Origin of the sequence: Silvimonas terrae, from assembly GCF_014202765.1 — a bacterium.
GTDB classification, from domain to species: Bacteria; Pseudomonadota; Gammaproteobacteria; order Burkholderiales; family Chitinibacteraceae; genus Silvimonas; species Silvimonas terrae.
In genome coordinates this window covers 143,289-158,933 of sequence record NZ_JACHHN010000011.1, presented here as the reverse complement: position 1 = coordinate 158,933, position 15,645 = coordinate 143,289, and the positions used below count along the sequence as shown (strand labels likewise).

The window sequence follows — 15,645 nt, the reverse complement described above, 5'->3', positions numbered from 1 at the left end:
TTCGTTTTCGCCGTTTCGCTGTTGTGTCTGCAGCGGAGAAACCGAACTATACGGACCATCCCCGGACCCGTCAACACCTTCCTGCAATATTTCCTCTCTTGATCACTCAAGTCATTGATGAAAAAGGAAATCGGCCAGCACCGATTTTTGGAGTGAAGAATTCGAGTGTGCGCCTGGCGGATATTTCAGGCAAAACCGGCCGACGAAATACGGGTGTAACAAACAAAAAACCGCTCCCAAGAGCGGTTTTTTTGTCTGGCCCTCCCCTTGGGGAAGTCACAGGTCTGTCAGGCGCCCTGAACCACTGGTGCGCGACGATCAGCCGGCTTTTTCTGACCGACCAGTTCACGATGGCCGCGTGCGCCGAAGTGAACAATATATAGATAGCAAACCAGCGGCACGGCAAACGAAGCCAGGATACCCAGGTGATCGGCCAGTGCGGCTTGCACTACCGGTACGATGGCACCGCCCACAATCGCCATGCACAAAATACCCGACCCTTCGCTAGTAAAGCTGCCCAGACCTTTCAGGGCAAGCGAGAAGATGGTCGGGAACATGATGGAGTTGAAAAGGCCAACTGCAATCAGTGCCCACATGGCTGTCTTGCCCCCCACCAGCATTGCCGCAGTAATCAGTACGACATTGATCAGCGCGTTGACGGTCAGAATGCGGGCCGGATTGATTCTGGTCATCAAGGCCGAGCCGGCAAAACGCCCCACCATGGCGGCGCCCCAGTAAATAGACAGATATTTACCGGCGGATTCCGGAGAAAGGCCGGCAATTTGTGGCTGGCCCATCAGGCTGACCAGGAAGCTGCCAATGCCGACTTCTGCACCAACATAAGCAAAGATACCCAGCGCCCCCAGGACCAGGTGGCGGAACTCCCACACACTTTTCTTGCCATGAACGCGTTCTTCCTGGGCGCGGGCCACTTCGTCCGTACCTTCAGCTTCTTTAATGACAGGCAGTTGGACCATGCCAATGATCAAGGCCAGCAGGAACAGCAAGCCGGCCAGTACCAGATACGGGGTTTGCACTGCGGCGGCCTGCGCAGAGGCTTGTGCGCCAGCGGCCGGTGCTGCAACAGCCAGGATGGTCACGGCGCCAAGCAGCGGACCAAGGGTAGCACCCAGCGAATTGAAAGCCTGGGTGAGATTAAGGCGGCTGGACGCGGTTTCCGGGCGTCCCAACACTGTGACGTACGGGTTGGCCGCCACCTGCAAGATGGTGATGCCACCGGCAAGAATGAACAGCGCCGACAGGAAGAACGGATACGACTGCGCACCTGCAGCCGGATAGAACAGCAGACAGCCCAGGCCTGCGGTAACAAGGCCCAGCACAATGCCGCGTTTGTAGCCAATCTTGCGGATGATGAAACCGGCGGGAAACGACACCACAAAATAAGCGGTAAAGAAACAAAACTGGATCAAGGCTGCCTGCAGATAGGTCAGCGAGAAGATGGCTTTCAGATGGGGAATCAATATGTCATTGAGCGAAGTGATCAAACCCCACATGAAAAACAGCGACGTCAACACCGTCAATGCCTTGCCATATTGATGGCTACCGGCAGTTGCTTGCATTTCGAACTCCTCAGTACAACGGGTAAAACGGGCCGCAACGTGTGCGCGCCCGGCACGGGATAGGTCTTATTACTTTGATTTCTCTGATCAACCTCAGCCAGCCACCTGTCCGGATGGCGGGAGTAGAACTCCGGCGCTGAATGCGTCAGTGCATCGTGGGACATTTATGTCAACAGCATTATCCCATCGCGCTAGCGCAATTTTAGAAGCACCACAAGCTGCGCGGAATACATGGAAACCGGCAGAAACTGCCTTTCAGTCCAGTGAACATTCACACTTTTGTGCTTTTGAGCAAAGACTGATGGCCCCTTCCCCGAACTTCGATCTGCTCTGAAACGAAAAAAGGGCCGGCATGACGCCGGCCCAGCACTTACCAACTCCGTGACACCAGCACGCCGGTTCAGAACACCAGGTGCAAAGGGATCTGGGCAATCTGGTCACGACCGTAGCGCACCACACCCCGCCAGGTCATGATCGCCAGCTTGAGCAGAACAAACAGAACCAGCGCCGCGATCAGCAACACCCCCACCGAAGCCCGCAGTACATGCGCAGTCTGATGTTGACCAGCCGGGACACGTACTTGCACAACGCCATCATTGATGGTGACTGCAATATGACCTGAACCGGTATGCGGGGTAATCACCGAGGCATCAATGCCGTCGTGGTTCATGGCGTACCAGTCGATGCGGCCCAGCTTGCTGTCCTGACTCCAGGTCAGGCTTTCTCCATCGGCCGCTTTGACGCTCACAGAAACCAGATTGCCCTGAGCAACGCGATATCCATGATCAAGACTGGACGGTGGCGTGCCATCGACCACCAGCACGCCGTTACGTGCCACAAGACGTGTGCTCTTGCCGTCACGCTCGGCCAGTTGCACTTGATCGCCCTCTTGTAACTGGACTTCCACATCGTCGTTGCGATAGCGGAACAGGTCTGCCTTGGCGACCCCTGGCATGCGGGCGACAATTTTCAGATCACCCGTGCCTTGCGTAGCATCGGTCAGCCGGACTGTCGGCGTCCCAAAGAGTGAATGGGCGCCCACCGCAAGCAGCGCGGCCAGCGCACCGGCGACCACAGCGCTGCTCACAAAAATGCCAGCGGTCAGCACACTCAGATAAATGATGAAGGGAATCGCCAGCAGGAAGTTAACCACCCCCAGGCGGGCGATGGCACCGACAGTGCGGACAAGACCACCAAATGTGCGCTTCTGTTGCCACTGGCCATACAGCTTTTGCACCCGCAGATCATGCCCCAGACGTTGCGGATCGCCCAGGCTGGCAGCCACCTCTTCTTCGCTCCGCCCCACCTGTGCGGCAGCGCGGAAGTATTCATTGTAATCGGCCAGGATTTGTTCGATATCCATTTGGGTCAGGCCAGCCAGGCTGGATTCCAGTTGCGACATGAATGCTTGTTGTTTCATTTTTGATTGCTCCAGTTCACGACGGTTACTGCGGCTTTTGATTGGTTGCGTTCAACGGGCCACAGTGCCTGTCGATGCGCTACGCCTGTGCTGGCACTACCTTGTATGCCAGCCTACCGTGCTATGCACGATACGATAAGTGCATCGTATAGCGATGTACCTTTCTTTGCAAGGTACATGTTCAAGCAAGAATGAACATCATGACAAACGGTTATTCTGATTACAGACGTAAGCAATCAACCGTAATACAACAAGGCGGGACTGGCGGGGATGTTATGGTGCTGGCTTGCGTTTTTTTATCGGGCAAGCGCAGCGCGGTATTGCGATGGATTGGCGCCAAGTGTGGCGCGAAAGCGGTTGCTGAAGTGACTGGCACTGGCAAAACCGCAAGCCACAGCCACATCCAGCAAAGGCATGGTGCTATGGCGTAAAAGCTGCCGGGCGCGGTCCAGTCTGCGCAAAGTCAGCCAGGCATGCGGTGGCATGCCAAAACTGGCCCGGAATGCCCGGGCAAAGTGAAATTCCGATAACGCCACCAGGGAGGCCAACTCCCCTAACGTCAGGCTGGCATCAAGGTGACTATCTATATACTCAAGCACGCGCCGCCGTGCCTGCGGGGCCAATCCACCTTTGGGCACGTACAGCCGGCGACCGCTGTGCGCACTGACCAGTCTGGCCAGGACCGCATGCGCCTGTTCGTTGGCAGCCAGCCGGGCACTACTGTCTTGCCAGTCCTGCCGGGCGATGTCACTGCACAGCGCGGCCAGAACCGGGTCCTCGGCATAAGTCAGGTCATGCAGTTGTACGCTGCGCGGTTCCCGATCCAGCAAGGTCACCGTTGCACTGGCCAGTTGGGCTGGCGAAAAATACAGATGCATGAACTCAAGGTCGCCCTCGATCACCCACGCGGATTCGTGCTCATCCGGCAACAGGCATAAACGCCCCGGGGCCCCAAATACGCCGGGCTTGTCCCGGCGCCACGTCCGGTATCCACCAGCCAGATAAAGCGACAGTGTGTGATGACCCGGGCCGCGATAGGTTGTCGCATCGTTCTGGTTGCGCCAGCGTGCCACGGTCATGCCATCCCCCAGATCACCCGCACGCTGCAACGCCGCGCGTGAACGCTGCAGCGTGGCAAATACATTGTGATCGAGAGTGACGGAGTCCATGTTGTACATGTTACCCGTAACCGCCCCGACCGCATGCCGCCACGCGACAAAAGCGCAAGATTACGCAAGTACCAGCCAGCCTCCCCTGTTTGAATACCCTCATTCAAATAGCTCCTGATACTCCTCATGAATGCATTGTTATATTTGGTGGTCGTTCTGATCTGGGGAACGACCTGGTTTGCGATCAAACTGCAACTGGGCCCGTCTCCAATTCCGCTATCGATCGCATGGCGTTTTGGCCTTGCCGCGATCGTTCTGTTTGGATTGCTGGCCTGGCGGCGCCAGCTCAAGCCATTGCCACGCAGCGCGTTGAGCCTTGTGGCCGTGCAGGGCCTTTGCCTGTTCTGTGTCAATTTCCTGTGTTTCTACAATGCCAGCCGCTATATCCCGACCGGACTGGAAGCCGTGGTGTTTTCGACATCCACCCTCTGGAATGCCATTAACGCCCGTATTTTCATGGGTCGCACCATTGCATCCAACGTGATTGCGGGGGCGCTGGTCGGTTTGATAGGCCTCGTGGCGCTGTTCTCGCCCGAATTTGCCAACACACACGACCATGCTGGCACGATCCTGGGCCTGCTCCTGGCTCTGGGCGGAACGCTGTGCTTTTCAGCCGGCAATTTACTGTCTGCCCGTTTGCAAGCGCAGGGTTTGAAGCCCGCTCATACCAATGCCTGGGCCATGCTGTTCGGCGCGCTGGTATTGCTGGCGGGAAGCCTGATTGCCGGGGTGCCTCTGGTGGTAGACACCCGGCCGGTGTATATCGGCGCATTGCTGTGGCTGGCGATCCCCGGCTCTGTCATCGGATTTACCGCCTACTTGATGCTGGTGGGGCGCTTGGGTGCGGAAAAGGCGGCCTATTGCACGGTGTTGTTTCCGCTTGTGGCGCTCAATATTTCAGCCTTGCTGGAGGGCTACCGCTGGACGCCTCTGGCGCTGGGCGGGGTCTTGCTGGTCATGGCTGGAAACTGGCTGGTGTTCCGCAAATCACGGCGCGCAATCCCGCCAACCACCGCAACAGGGCAATCACAATCCGCATGAGTTGTATACAAAAAAATACGGTCACGTGATTAATGGTCAAAATCTGGACTATAGTGTTAGTCCCCGTCAGTACGGTGCATTGCAGCAATAGTGCTTGGCAATCAACCGGATGCGACAAGAGGACGACATGACGACCAGAATTGATCTGAAATTGGCCACGGCCGACCGTCACGAAGCACTGGATCAGGCATTTTCGGGTTTTGCCCTGACCACCCTGCCCGGCTACAGCGCATTTTTGAATGCGCATGCCGCCGCATTGTTGCCACTGGAAGCGCGCCTTGAGGCCGCCGATGTGCAGCGCAAAGTACCCGACTGGGCCGCTCGCTCACGCAAAGCGGCTCTGCTACGAGATCTGGCGCACCTGGGCCTGGCTGTGCCCGGCGCGCTGGATATCCCGGCCATCGATCCCGATGGGCTGGGTGGCGCAGTCTATATCCTGGAAATTCTGCGGCAGAACGCACGCAGCCAGCTACGCCATGTTGAAGCGGCGACCGATCCGCGATTGCATGCTGCCACCCACTACCTGGCAGACCATCAGGACATGCCACTCTGGAATAGCTACACCACGTGGCTGGATCAACAGGACGCGGCGCGCTTTCCCGCCATGCTGACTGCGGCACGCCAGGTGGCGGATGTCTTTTTACTGGCCGCGCAACGCCACCACCCGGAACGCTCGCTGGTCACCTTGTAACTGGCGGTAAACCACCGATGTGGCCGCAAGGTGTCGCATCGGTGCGTTCCTTTTATCAAAAAAACGTAAAATTTGGCCACAAAGCACCGCCGGCAAGGCTTGCGGCATTGAGTCTCTAGCGCTGGCGCGGTATGCTGCCGCCAATCAGGAACCCCACAGTACCGAATATGTCTTCTTCCTCCCTCGGCGATGCCCTGCAAAAAGCCATTGGCACGCAAAGCAAGCGCAAACAACTCGAAATGATCAACGAGGAAATGTACCGCCGCTTTGCCGTGCTGCGCGAAAACCGTCCGCTGGCCATTGGCACGCTCGATATTCTGGTTGCCGCCCTGCCGCACTTTGATGCCATTGTGGTCAAACGCGCACTCAGCCAGCACTGCGCCCGTCTCACTTATCAGAAGCAGCTGGCCCGTGGCGGCAAGCGGTTTAACCTGAAGGGCAAACCGGACGGTGAGATCACAGATTCTGAAAAACAGAACGCCGCCAGCATCATTCAGGCCGCCAAACCGCAGGCCAAAGCGGCCAAAGCGGATGCAGCTGCACCGGCTGCCCAGAGCAATGCCGCCACTGAAGGCAGTACCGATCAAGCCTGAAAGTCCTCGTGACCGACAAAAAGGCCTGCGTCGATGCAGGCCTTTTTTGTTGTCAGTTTGACGTGAATCCACCTCAAAACCCGTAAGGAAGCCTTTTTGGCTGCCCGAACATCGGTTAATAAGGCCAGATTCGCGGTAAATGACGCAGTTTTCGTCCGATCCGTTTGTACAAGCCATACACGTTGGGTATGATACGGGACTTGAGCGCATGCTCAATTCAAGATATAGGAATCATAGGTAATGGCAACCGGTACGGTTAAATGGTTTAACGACGCCAAGGGTTTTGGCTTTATTTCTCCTGACGATGGTGGCGAAGACCTGTTCGCTCACTTCTCGGCGATCAACTCCAACGGCTTCAAGTCGTTGCAAGAAGGTCAAAAGGTCAACTTCGATGTAGTGACCGGCCAGAAAGGCAAGCAAGCTTCGAACATCACGCCAGTGTAATTTTACACAGGCGTACAAAACCCGGCCTCGTGCCGGGTTTTTTGTTGCCCGCGTTTTGCGGCACACGACGCAGCACATGCAATTGGCATCAGCTAAAGTAAGCGGAACCCGCCCTCTTACCGAGCCACCCCACTATGCTGATGACCCACGCTGGCCACACTCCCCGTATCGACCCCACGGCCTGGATTGCCCCCAATGCCGTGATTTGCGGCGATGTGACCATCGGACCCAACTGCCGCGTGATGTACGGCGCGCAGATCATTGCCGAAGGCAGCAGCATCCAGATCGGGCAGCAATGCATCGTGCTGGAAAACGCAGTTCTGCGCAGCACACACTCACACCCCCTGCGTATTGGTGATCATTGCATGGTAGGGCCAGGCACACACCTGGTGGGCTGTACGGTGGAAGATCAGGTCTTCATCGCCACCGGGGCGGCCGTGTTTCATGGCGCGCATCTGGAACAAGGCTGTGAAATCCGCATCCACGCTGTGGTTCATATCAAGACCCGCGTCCCCGCCAATGAACATGTGCCGATCGGCTGGGTGGCCGTGGGCGATCCAGCGCACATCTTGCCAGCGTCGGCGCATGAGCAAATCTGGCGGCATCAGCATCCGCTCAATTTTCCCCTTACCGTCTACGGCATTGATCGCAGTGAGGCCGACATGATCAAGATCACGGCCAGGATGGCTGATCTTTTGAACAGCCATAGTGATGATCAGCCTGCATAAGTACATTTAGTGTTTATTGTTCGTTAAAGCGGACAATCATTGCGTCTTGCCGTCCAATTATTAGCTTGCTAACGAATATTCTCCATGGTAACTTTTACTGCATGGATGATCTCGACACACTCCGCCTTGCTTTGACCAGTTCCCTGTTGCAGGTTGGCCGCCACTGGCGCCAGGTTTCGCAGGATGTCGTCACGGTATATGGCGTTTCCGCTGCCTGTGCCACCCCGCTGCTATTCATCGGCCGACTGGGCGAAGGGGTGCGCCAGGTGGCATTGGCTGACTATGTTGGAATAGAGAGTCCGTCACTGGTCCGCCTGCTGGATCAGTTGTGCAAAGCGGGCCTGATAAGGCGCGAGGTCGATCCGGCAGACCGGCGCGCCAATACGTTGTGGCTGACTGACACGGGGCGGGCCATGAGCGAAAAAATCGAACAGGATCTGATCAGCCTGCGCGCTGAGGTGCTCAAGAACATTAGCCAGGAAGACCTTCAGGCCACTCTGCGGGTATTTGGTGCCATTGAAGCCGCTGCAGCCAGCGATACCGACTCTGGCGCCGCATCATGATCCATTGGCCCACCGCCAGAGACTGGCTGTTTTCCTTCAAAGCCTTTTTTGCCTCGATGCTGGCTTTGTATATTGCGTTTGCCCTGGGTTTGCCACGCCCTTACTGGGCCATGGCCGCGGTGTATGTGGTCTCGCACCCGCTCACCGGCGCTACCCGCTCCAAGGCGCTGTACCGGGTACTGGGGACCATTCTGGGCGCCAGCGCGGCGGTCGCCCTGGTGCCGCTGCTGATTGATGCCCCGGTGCTGCTGTCTGCGGCTATCGGTGCCTGGACTGGCACACTGCTGTATATCTCTTTGCTGGATCGCACCCCACGCGCTTATGTGTTCATGCTGGCCGCGTACACCTTGCCCATGATCGCCCTGCCCGCAGTCAACGCGCCGCAAAACGTGTTTGATATTGCCAGTGCCCGCACACAAGAAATCCTGGTCGGCATTCTGAGCGCCAGCGTGGTGGCGGGTCTGATTTTTCCGGGCAAGGTCGCGCCGGTGATCAGTGCACGCACCGCGGGCTGGTTGCGTGATGCCGCAGCCTGGGCCGCCGACACACTCACCCCGGTGGCGGACCAGCGCGCGCATCTGGCCAGTCGCCATCGTCTGGCGTCTGACATTCTGGCGCTGGACCAACTCATCAGCCAGCTGGCTTACGACCCGGATACCGCAGATACCGTCGGCTATGCCCGCGCCTTGCGGGGCCGTATGAGCATGTTGCTACCGGTGTTGTCATCCATGACCGGCATGATGCAAGAACTGCGCGCCAACAATCAGGCATTGCCTGACGGTGTCGACACGTTGATGCATGACGTCACCCAGTGGATTCTCTCGCCCGCTTCGCGCCCGGAAGATGGCCAACGCCTGAAAGAAGAAATTGCCCGATTGGGTCAGACGGTCGTGCATAGCAGCGAATGGCGCAGTGCGCTGGGGCGCACCATGCGTTCCCGTGTGGGCACGCTGGTCGAGCTGTGGCAAGACTGTCTGCATCTGCAGCAACTGTTGTCGGGACAAGAAGGGGTCAAACCCTGGGTGCCGGTCTACACGCGGCGTGATGTGAATGGCGGTGCGCGTCACTATGATCACGGCATCATGCTGTTTTCTGCCATCAATGCCTCGGTTTCTATTTTTGCCGGCTGCATGATCTGGATCGGTATGGGCTGGGAAGATGGCGCGGGGGCCGTCACGCTGGGTGCCGTGGCCTCGTGTTTCTTTGCCGCAATGGATGAGCCAGCCCCGTTTATCCGGCTGTTCTTTGTCTGGACCATTGTCAGTATCGGGCTCTCGGCGTTGATGCTGTTTGCCATCATTCCCGCATCGCACGACTTTGCTACGCTGGTGGCGCTGCTGGCGGTGCCGTTCCTGATCATTGGTACGCTGATTCCCCTGCCCCGCTTCAACATGATTGCCATGTTGCTGTCGGTCAACACGGCCACGTTCCTGGGCCTGCAAGGCGCATACGACGCCAACTTCACCGCCTTCTTCAATGGCAACCTGGCCGGTGCCGCCGGCGCCTTGTTTGCGCTGGTCTGGACACTCATCACCCGGCCATTTGGCGTGCAACTGGCCACCCACCGTCTGGTTCATGCCAGCTGGCGTGATCTGGCAAACACCGCTGCCGGCGAGGATGCCCAGGATTACGCCCGCTTGAGCTCGCGCATGCTGGATCGCCTGGGCCAACTGGTGCCGCGCCTGGCAGCCAGTGGTGATGACAGCTACAGCGACGGTTTTACCGAATTGCGCGTGGGCTACAGCGCGCTGGAATTGCAGCGCGATGAACTCGATCTGTCCGAGCTGGATCGCCACTCCATTGATGCTGTGCTGGGTGGCGTGGCCGGTCATTACCGGGCGCGGATTGAAAACAGCCGTCACAAGCGCGCCCCTGACACCCTGCGGGCGCGGATTGATGACGCCATGAGCCTGGTGATCGGCCGGGCCGATCATGCCTCCCGCGAGGCGCTGCATGCGCTGGTGGAGTTGCGGGTGAGCTTGTTCCCCGGCACGCCGGGCTACCGACACGCGCCAGCCTTCTGAGTACCCGGTCATGCCTTGCAGAACTGACATCACATATGAAAAGAGAAACACCCGATGAGCGGTGAAATCGATATTTACGGCGTGTTCATCCCCAGCTTGCTGGCCTGGATGGTCATTGCTTTTTTTGTCACCGGCGCCTTGCGCTTTGTGCTGGCCCGCGTCGGCTTTTACAAGCTGGTCTGGCACCGCTCGCTGTTTAACCTTGCGCTATACGTACTCGTCCTTGGCGCAACCGTCACCCTGATCCACTGGTTAAAACCATGAATAAAATTGTTCGCAAAACGGGGACTATCGTCCTGACGCTGATCTTTGTCATCGCGGCGTTCATCGTCGGTCGCCACCTGTGGGACTACTACACCACCGCTCCCTGGACACGCGACGGCCATATCCGCGCCGACGTGGTTCAGGTCGCGCCCGATGTCTCAGGCCAGATTACCGACGTCAACGTGGCCGATAACCAGATGGTCAAACGCGGCCAGGTACTGTTTGTCATTGACCGCGCCCGTTTTGAGTTGGCACTGCGCCAGGCCGAAGCCACGGTCGCACTGCAAAAACCGCTACTGGCGCAAGCCAAACGTGAAGCCGCGCGTAACCGCAAGCTGGCAGACCTGGTGGCCACCGAAACCACGGAAGAGAGCATCGCCAAGGTGGAGCAGATAGAGGCCACCATCACCCAGGCGCAAACCGCTGTGGATGTCGCCAAACTGAACCTGCAACGGGCCACCGTGGTGAGCCCGGTCGATGGGTATCTGAATGACCGTGTGCCCCGGCAGGGTGACTACGTAAGCACTGGCCGCCCGGTGTTGTCCGTGGTGGATAGCCACTCTTTCCACGTCGACGGTTATTTCGAAGAAACCAAACTGGCGGGCGTGCAAATCAACCAGCCCGTCGAAATCATCATCATGGGTGAATCACGCCGCCTGCATGGTCATGTGGAAAGCATTGCCGCCGGGATTGAAGACCGTGATCGCACCGCGGGCGCAACCGGCCTGCCCAACGTCAACCCGACTTTCAACTGGGTACGCCTGGCCCAGCGCGTACCGGTACGGATTGCGCTGGATGAAGTCCCGGAAAACCTGCGGCTGGTCGCCGGCCGCACAGCCACGGTATCGGTGCTGCAAAACGCAGCCCCCGCCAAGGCAGGAGCAAAATCGTGAAACTCGTTAAAACCGCGCTGGCACTGGCCTTGTTGCAGTCGCTGCTGGCGTGTACCACGGTCGGCCCGGACTACCGGGTGCCAGACAAGGCCGTCGTCAACAACCCCAGCGCGGCTGGCAGCTTTATCGGTGCGCATGATCCGGCGGTTGCCATTGCGCCCGTGCCGGACGATTGGTGGAAGCTCTACGACGACCCGCAACTCAATGGTCTGGTGCAGCAAGCCATGACCGCCAATACTGAACTGCGGGTGGCCTCGGCCAATCTGCGCCGCGCGGTCTACATCATGGGTCAAGTCGAGGCCGAAGGCGGTCTGCACGGCGGCTTTGACTTTGCCGCCAAGCGCGCACAAGAGTCAGGTGAATCGTTTTTGCTTACCGAAAAACTGCCAGTACTGAACGAAGGTGACGTCGGTCTTGCCGTCTCTTATGACCTGGACCTCTTTGGCAAGCTCAAGCGCGGCGAAGAAGCCGCCCACGCCAACGCCGAAGGCGCACAAGCGGCACTGGATCTGGCACGCGTGAACGTCGTGGCGCAAACCGTGCGTGCCTATGTGATGGCGTGTTCGGCCAACCGTGAGCTATCGGTCGCCCAGCATGAGCTGGATTTGCAAAACCACAGTGTGGATATCACCCGCCGCATGGCAAACGCCGGGCGTGGCCGCAATACGGATGTGCTGCGCGCAGCAGCCCAGGCCGACATGTTGCGCGCCAATCTGCCGCGTTTTCAGGCCGATCACGATGCCGCCATTTACCAACTGGCGGTCATGGTCGGCAAAACGCCAGCCGAAATCACCCAGGCATCAATCCAGTGTGCCGAAGAACCCCGCCTGAGCCAGGCTATCCCGGTGGGTGACGGTGCCGCGTTGCTTAAACGCCGGCCGGATATCCGCGAGGCGGAACGGCAACTGGCCACTGCCACCGCCAAAATCGGCGTGGCCACGGCGGACCTCTATCCGGATATCAAGATTGGTGCGTCGGTGGGCTCGACCGGTATTTTTGCAGACCTGGGCACGCCAGCGGCCAATCGTTGGGGTATCGGCCCGCTGATTAGCTGGACCATCCCGGACAGTGGCTCGCGCGCGCGCATTCACGCCGCCGAAGCCAGCACCGATGCCGCACTGGGCCATTTTGATGGGGTGGTGCTGGGGGCACTCAAGGAAACCGAAACCGCCCTCACCCGCTACACCCATGATCTGCAACGCAATGCCGATCTGCGCGCCGCTCGGGACAAAGCGCGGCAGGTGGCGGCAGAAAACCGCACCATGTACAAGGCCGGCCGGGCACCGTTCCTGACCAGCCTGGATTCCGACCGCACGCTGGCCAGCGCAGATGCCGCTCTGGCGGGCTCGGACAGCCAGTTGGCGCAAGATCAGATCAATCTCTTTCTGGCGCTGGGAGGTGGCTGGCAATCTGCGGCAAAAGCGCAAACCACCGCCGAAAACTGATCTGGATCAAACCATCGCAAAAGCCCGGACCGCTATGGCCGGGCTTTTTAATGTCCGGTGTCATACTGCGCCCTGCGCACAAATACGCCACGCAAATGCAACATCGCGCGCAAATTCGGCAAACATGGCAAATAATAGGATTCAGATGAAAAACAGATGCACCCGGCCCGTATGGCAAAACAACCGGAAAACAAGCCTGAACGGCGCGCTGATGCCTGATCTGGCTATAGAAGGAGGAACAAGGGGAAAAGGAGATTGGTGCGCCCGACAGGAATCGAACCTGTGACCCTTGGTTTCGGAAACCAATACTCTATCCAACTGAGCTACGGGCGCATAACTTGCGAGGGATTGGATAATACCGTGTTTGGCTGAGAGCGTCTACGCAGCTTTCGCCCGTACTACCGTGCCGGTATAATCCGGCGCAAATTCTTGACTTGATTCACCTGACTTCACGATAAAAAGGGATGGCAGCATGAGTGGTTCAAACGCCTCAGGAGTTAAGAGCTTTGTCGGCCTCATCGTTGCGGCGCTGGTTGGCGTGCCGTTGTTTATCTTCATGGTGGTCAAACTGTTCACCTCCGGCAGCGGGGTGAATCTGGGTTTGATGACCATGACCGATCAAGCCATTGAAGCTCGCCTGCAACCCATTGGGATCAGCAAAGTGGTTGATAGCGCACCCATTGGGCAGCGCAGCGGCAAAATTGTATTTGAAAGTGTCTGTATTTCCTGTCACGGCGCAGGGCTGATGGGTTCACCCAAGTTTGGCGATACCGCCGCCTGGGGCCCGCGTATTTCCAAGGGGTTTGAAACCCTCTGGACCCACGCGATCAAGGGCTTCAATGCCATGCCGGCACGCGGTGGTTCGACGGATCTGACCGATGACGAAGTCAAACGTGCGGTGGCTTATATGGCCGACGACGCCGGTGCCAAGTTTGAAGCACCAGCACCCGCCGCAGCGGCTGGTGGCGTAGTTGATCCGGAAACCAAGGGCAAGGAAGTGTATGAAAGCACTTGCCAGGCCTGCCACGGTACCGGTGCAGCAGGTGCACCCAAGTTTGGCAACAAGGCAGACTGGTCAGCCAAGTTGCAAGGCAAAAAACCTGAAGACGTGATCGAAAACGTACTCAAGAACGGCAATGGTGCCATGCCACCGAAAGGTGGTTACAGCGGTAGCGACGACGAGTTCCGGGCTGCTGCGCACTATATGATCAATCACGCCAAATAAGCATGATTTGCCAGCATTGATTACTTTTTGCACGTTTTTTCGTAAATAGAACGACCGGACGGGCAGCCAGTGCTGCCCGTTTTGTTTTTACCGCTCCGGCGGATTGTTTTAGCAAAACCAGCATAAGGAAGCAGCGGATGTCCGCCCACGTAAAGATTCGCCCCGCCACCCCGGCCGATGTAAATGAAATTCTCGCCATGGTGACCGAGTTGGCCGAATTCGAGAAATTGACCCATTTACTCGATATGAGTGCGGAACGCCTGACCGCCGATTTGTTTGGCGATAAACCGCTGATTGAATGTTTGATTGCACAAGATGGCGATAACGTCCTGGCTTTTGCGCTCTATTTCCAGAGCTATTCCACTTTCTTGACCCGTCGCAGCCTCTACCTGGAAGACCTCTATGTGCGCCCGCAGGCGCGCGGTATGGGTCTGGGCAAGCGCATGTTGCTGCAGTTAGCCAAAATCGCCAAAGCACGCGGTTTTGGCCGTTTTGAATGGAGTGTGCTGGACTGGAACGTGAACGCGATCGGCTTTTATGAAGGGCTGGGCGCGACCGTCATGCCAGACTGGCGGATCTGCCGGGTGCATGGCGCAGCGCTGGATCAAATGGCCGCGCGCGAAGATTAAGCGCTGGCCCCCGACATCATGAAAAAAGCCGGCATCCCTGCCGGCTTTTTTGTTTGCGCCATGATGCGCTCATACGCCGTATTTGTGGAACCAGCCCAGCATGCGTTGCCAGGCATCCGTGGCGGCTTCGGCATTGTAACTGGGGCGGTAATCCGCATTGAAACCATGTCCGGCTTCCGGATAGACATGCAATTCAAATGACTTGCCGGCCGCGTCCATTGCCGCGCGCATCTTGCCCACGTTTTCCTGAGTAATCCCCTGGTCCTTGCCCCCATAAAAGGCAATCACCGGCACTTTCATTTGCGCCACCAGATCCAGCGGTGACTTGGGGCTATTGGCCGTGGACGGTTGCAACACCTGGCCATACCAGACCGCAATGGCCTTCATGCGCGGGTTATGCGCTGCATACAGCCACGCAATGCGGCCACCCCAACAAAAACCGGTCAAGGCCAGCCGGGCCGGGTCGCCGCCGTTCGCCACGGCGTAGTTCACCGTGGCATCCACGTCAGACAGAACTTGTTCATCGGGCACCTGACTCACGATGTTCTTGAGCAGATCGGCCACTTCCGGATATTTGCGCGGGTCGCCCTGCCGAAAATACAACTCAGGGGCAATGGCCAGATAACCCAACTTGGCCAGACGCCGACACACATCCTGGATGTGTTCATGCACACCAAAGACTTCCTGCACCACGATCACCACCGGCAACGGGCCCTGACCGGTCGCGGGCCGGGCCCGATAGGCCGGCATGTCGCCACCATTCACCGCAATGGTAATGGCACCGGCAGTGAGCCCCACCGAGTCGGTCGTGATGGTGGATGCGGCAACGGGCCGCACCGCAAGGGCAAAGCCCGTTGCCAGGGTGGCGCCAAGGAAACCCCGGCGGGGGGGACTTGCGGGTGCAGCGGGTATTTGATCGTCTTGAACCGACATGGA

16 protein-coding genes and 1 tRNA gene are annotated in these 15,645 nt (G+C 58.2%); 12 read left to right on the top strand and 5 right to left on the bottom strand.

Going from position 1 to position 15,645, the window contains the following annotated elements:
• Positions 1–287: 287 nt before the first annotated feature.
• The 3 genes from HNQ50_RS20875 to HNQ50_RS20865 form a co-directional block, all read right to left on the bottom strand.
• A complete protein-coding gene (locus HNQ50_RS20875) occupies positions 288–1,580 on the bottom strand; it encodes a sugar MFS transporter (protein WP_184103191.1) in 1,293 nt (430 codons plus the stop codon).
• A 400-nt stretch (positions 1,581–1,980) separates the two neighbouring features.
• A complete protein-coding gene (locus tag HNQ50_RS20870; RefSeq protein ID WP_184103189.1) occupies positions 1,981–3,000 on the bottom strand; it encodes a DUF1700 domain-containing protein in 1,020 nt (339 codons plus the stop codon).
• Between the two features lie 296 nt (positions 3,001–3,296).
• Complete coding sequence (locus HNQ50_RS20865; RefSeq protein ID WP_221303299.1) at positions 3,297–4,169, bottom strand: AraC family transcriptional regulator; 873 nt, start codon at positions 4,167–4,169, stop codon at positions 3,297–3,299.
• Between the two features lie 126 nt (positions 4,170–4,295).
• Between HNQ50_RS20865 and HNQ50_RS20860 the strand changes: the two genes are divergently transcribed.
• The 10 genes from HNQ50_RS20860 to HNQ50_RS20815 all read left to right on the top strand — a co-directional run bounded on the left by HNQ50_RS20860 (position 4,296) and on the right by HNQ50_RS20815 (position 12,855).
• Positions 4,296–5,210 (top strand): DMT family transporter, encoded by a 915-nt coding sequence (locus HNQ50_RS20860; protein WP_184103185.1) that lies wholly within the window; start codon positions 4,296–4,298, stop codon positions 5,208–5,210.
• Between the two features lie 127 nt (positions 5,211–5,337).
• Positions 5,338–5,901 (top strand): biliverdin-producing heme oxygenase, encoded by a 564-nt coding sequence (locus HNQ50_RS20855; RefSeq protein WP_184103182.1) that lies wholly within the window; start codon positions 5,338–5,340, stop codon positions 5,899–5,901.
• Between the two features lie 167 nt (positions 5,902–6,068).
• On the top strand, positions 6,069–6,494 hold the full coding sequence (locus tag HNQ50_RS20850) for a ProQ/FINO family protein (RefSeq protein WP_246428811.1): 426 nt from the start codon (positions 6,069–6,071) through the stop codon (positions 6,492–6,494).
• A gap of 240 nt (positions 6,495–6,734) precedes the next feature.
• Complete coding sequence (locus HNQ50_RS20845; RefSeq protein WP_184103178.1) at positions 6,735–6,938, top strand: cold-shock protein; 204 nt, start codon at positions 6,735–6,737, stop codon at positions 6,936–6,938.
• Positions 6,939–7,072: 134 nt separating this feature from the next.
• A complete protein-coding gene (locus HNQ50_RS20840; protein WP_184103176.1) occupies positions 7,073–7,666 on the top strand; it encodes a gamma carbonic anhydrase family protein in 594 nt (197 codons plus the stop codon).
• A 101-nt stretch (positions 7,667–7,767) separates the two neighbouring features.
• The gene (locus HNQ50_RS20835; RefSeq protein ID WP_184103174.1) at positions 7,768–8,229 is read left to right on the top strand and encodes a MarR family winged helix-turn-helix transcriptional regulator; all 462 of its coding nucleotides are present in this window, start codon (positions 7,768–7,770) and stop codon (positions 8,227–8,229) included.
• On the top strand, positions 8,226–10,253 hold the full coding sequence (locus HNQ50_RS20830) for an FUSC family protein (RefSeq protein WP_184103172.1): 2,028 nt from the start codon (positions 8,226–8,228) through the stop codon (positions 10,251–10,253). Before HNQ50_RS20835 ends, HNQ50_RS20830 begins: the two co-directional genes overlap by 4 nt.
• A gap of 54 nt (positions 10,254–10,307) precedes the next feature.
• Complete coding sequence (locus tag HNQ50_RS20825) at positions 10,308–10,517, top strand: DUF1656 domain-containing protein (protein ID WP_184103170.1); 210 nt, start codon at positions 10,308–10,310, stop codon at positions 10,515–10,517.
• A complete protein-coding gene (locus tag HNQ50_RS20820; protein WP_184103168.1) occupies positions 10,514–11,410 on the top strand; it encodes an efflux RND transporter periplasmic adaptor subunit in 897 nt (298 codons plus the stop codon). The genes HNQ50_RS20825 and HNQ50_RS20820 overlap by 4 nt, the downstream gene beginning before the upstream one ends.
• Positions 11,407–12,855, top strand: a complete 1,449-nt coding sequence (locus tag HNQ50_RS20815; RefSeq protein WP_184103166.1) for an efflux transporter outer membrane subunit — start codon at positions 11,407–11,409, stop codon at positions 12,853–12,855. The genes HNQ50_RS20820 and HNQ50_RS20815 overlap by 4 nt, the downstream gene beginning before the upstream one ends.
• A gap of 256 nt (positions 12,856–13,111) precedes the next feature.
• Here the strand turns inward: HNQ50_RS20815 and HNQ50_RS20810 are convergent.
• Positions 13,112–13,188: transfer RNA gene (locus HNQ50_RS20810), tRNA-Arg, on the bottom strand.
• A gap of 139 nt (positions 13,189–13,327) precedes the next feature.
• Here HNQ50_RS20810 and HNQ50_RS20805 point away from each other — a divergent pair.
• Both HNQ50_RS20805 and HNQ50_RS20800 read left to right on the top strand, forming a co-directional pair.
• Positions 13,328–14,080 (top strand): c-type cytochrome, encoded by a 753-nt coding sequence (locus tag HNQ50_RS20805; RefSeq protein WP_184103164.1) that lies wholly within the window; start codon positions 13,328–13,330, stop codon positions 14,078–14,080.
• A gap of 137 nt (positions 14,081–14,217) precedes the next feature.
• Positions 14,218–14,709, top strand: coding sequence for a GNAT family N-acetyltransferase (locus tag HNQ50_RS20800; RefSeq protein ID WP_184103162.1), 492 nt, complete (start codon positions 14,218–14,220; stop codon positions 14,707–14,709).
• A 69-nt stretch (positions 14,710–14,778) separates the two neighbouring features.
• Here the strand turns inward: HNQ50_RS20800 and HNQ50_RS20795 are convergent, their stop codons facing one another.
• Positions 14,779–15,642 carry a dienelactone hydrolase family protein gene (locus tag HNQ50_RS20795; RefSeq protein ID WP_184103160.1) on the bottom strand — a complete coding sequence of 288 codons (864 nt, stop codon included), beginning with the start codon at positions 15,640–15,642 and terminating at the stop codon, positions 14,779–14,781.
• Positions 15,643–15,645: the final 3 nt, after the last annotated feature.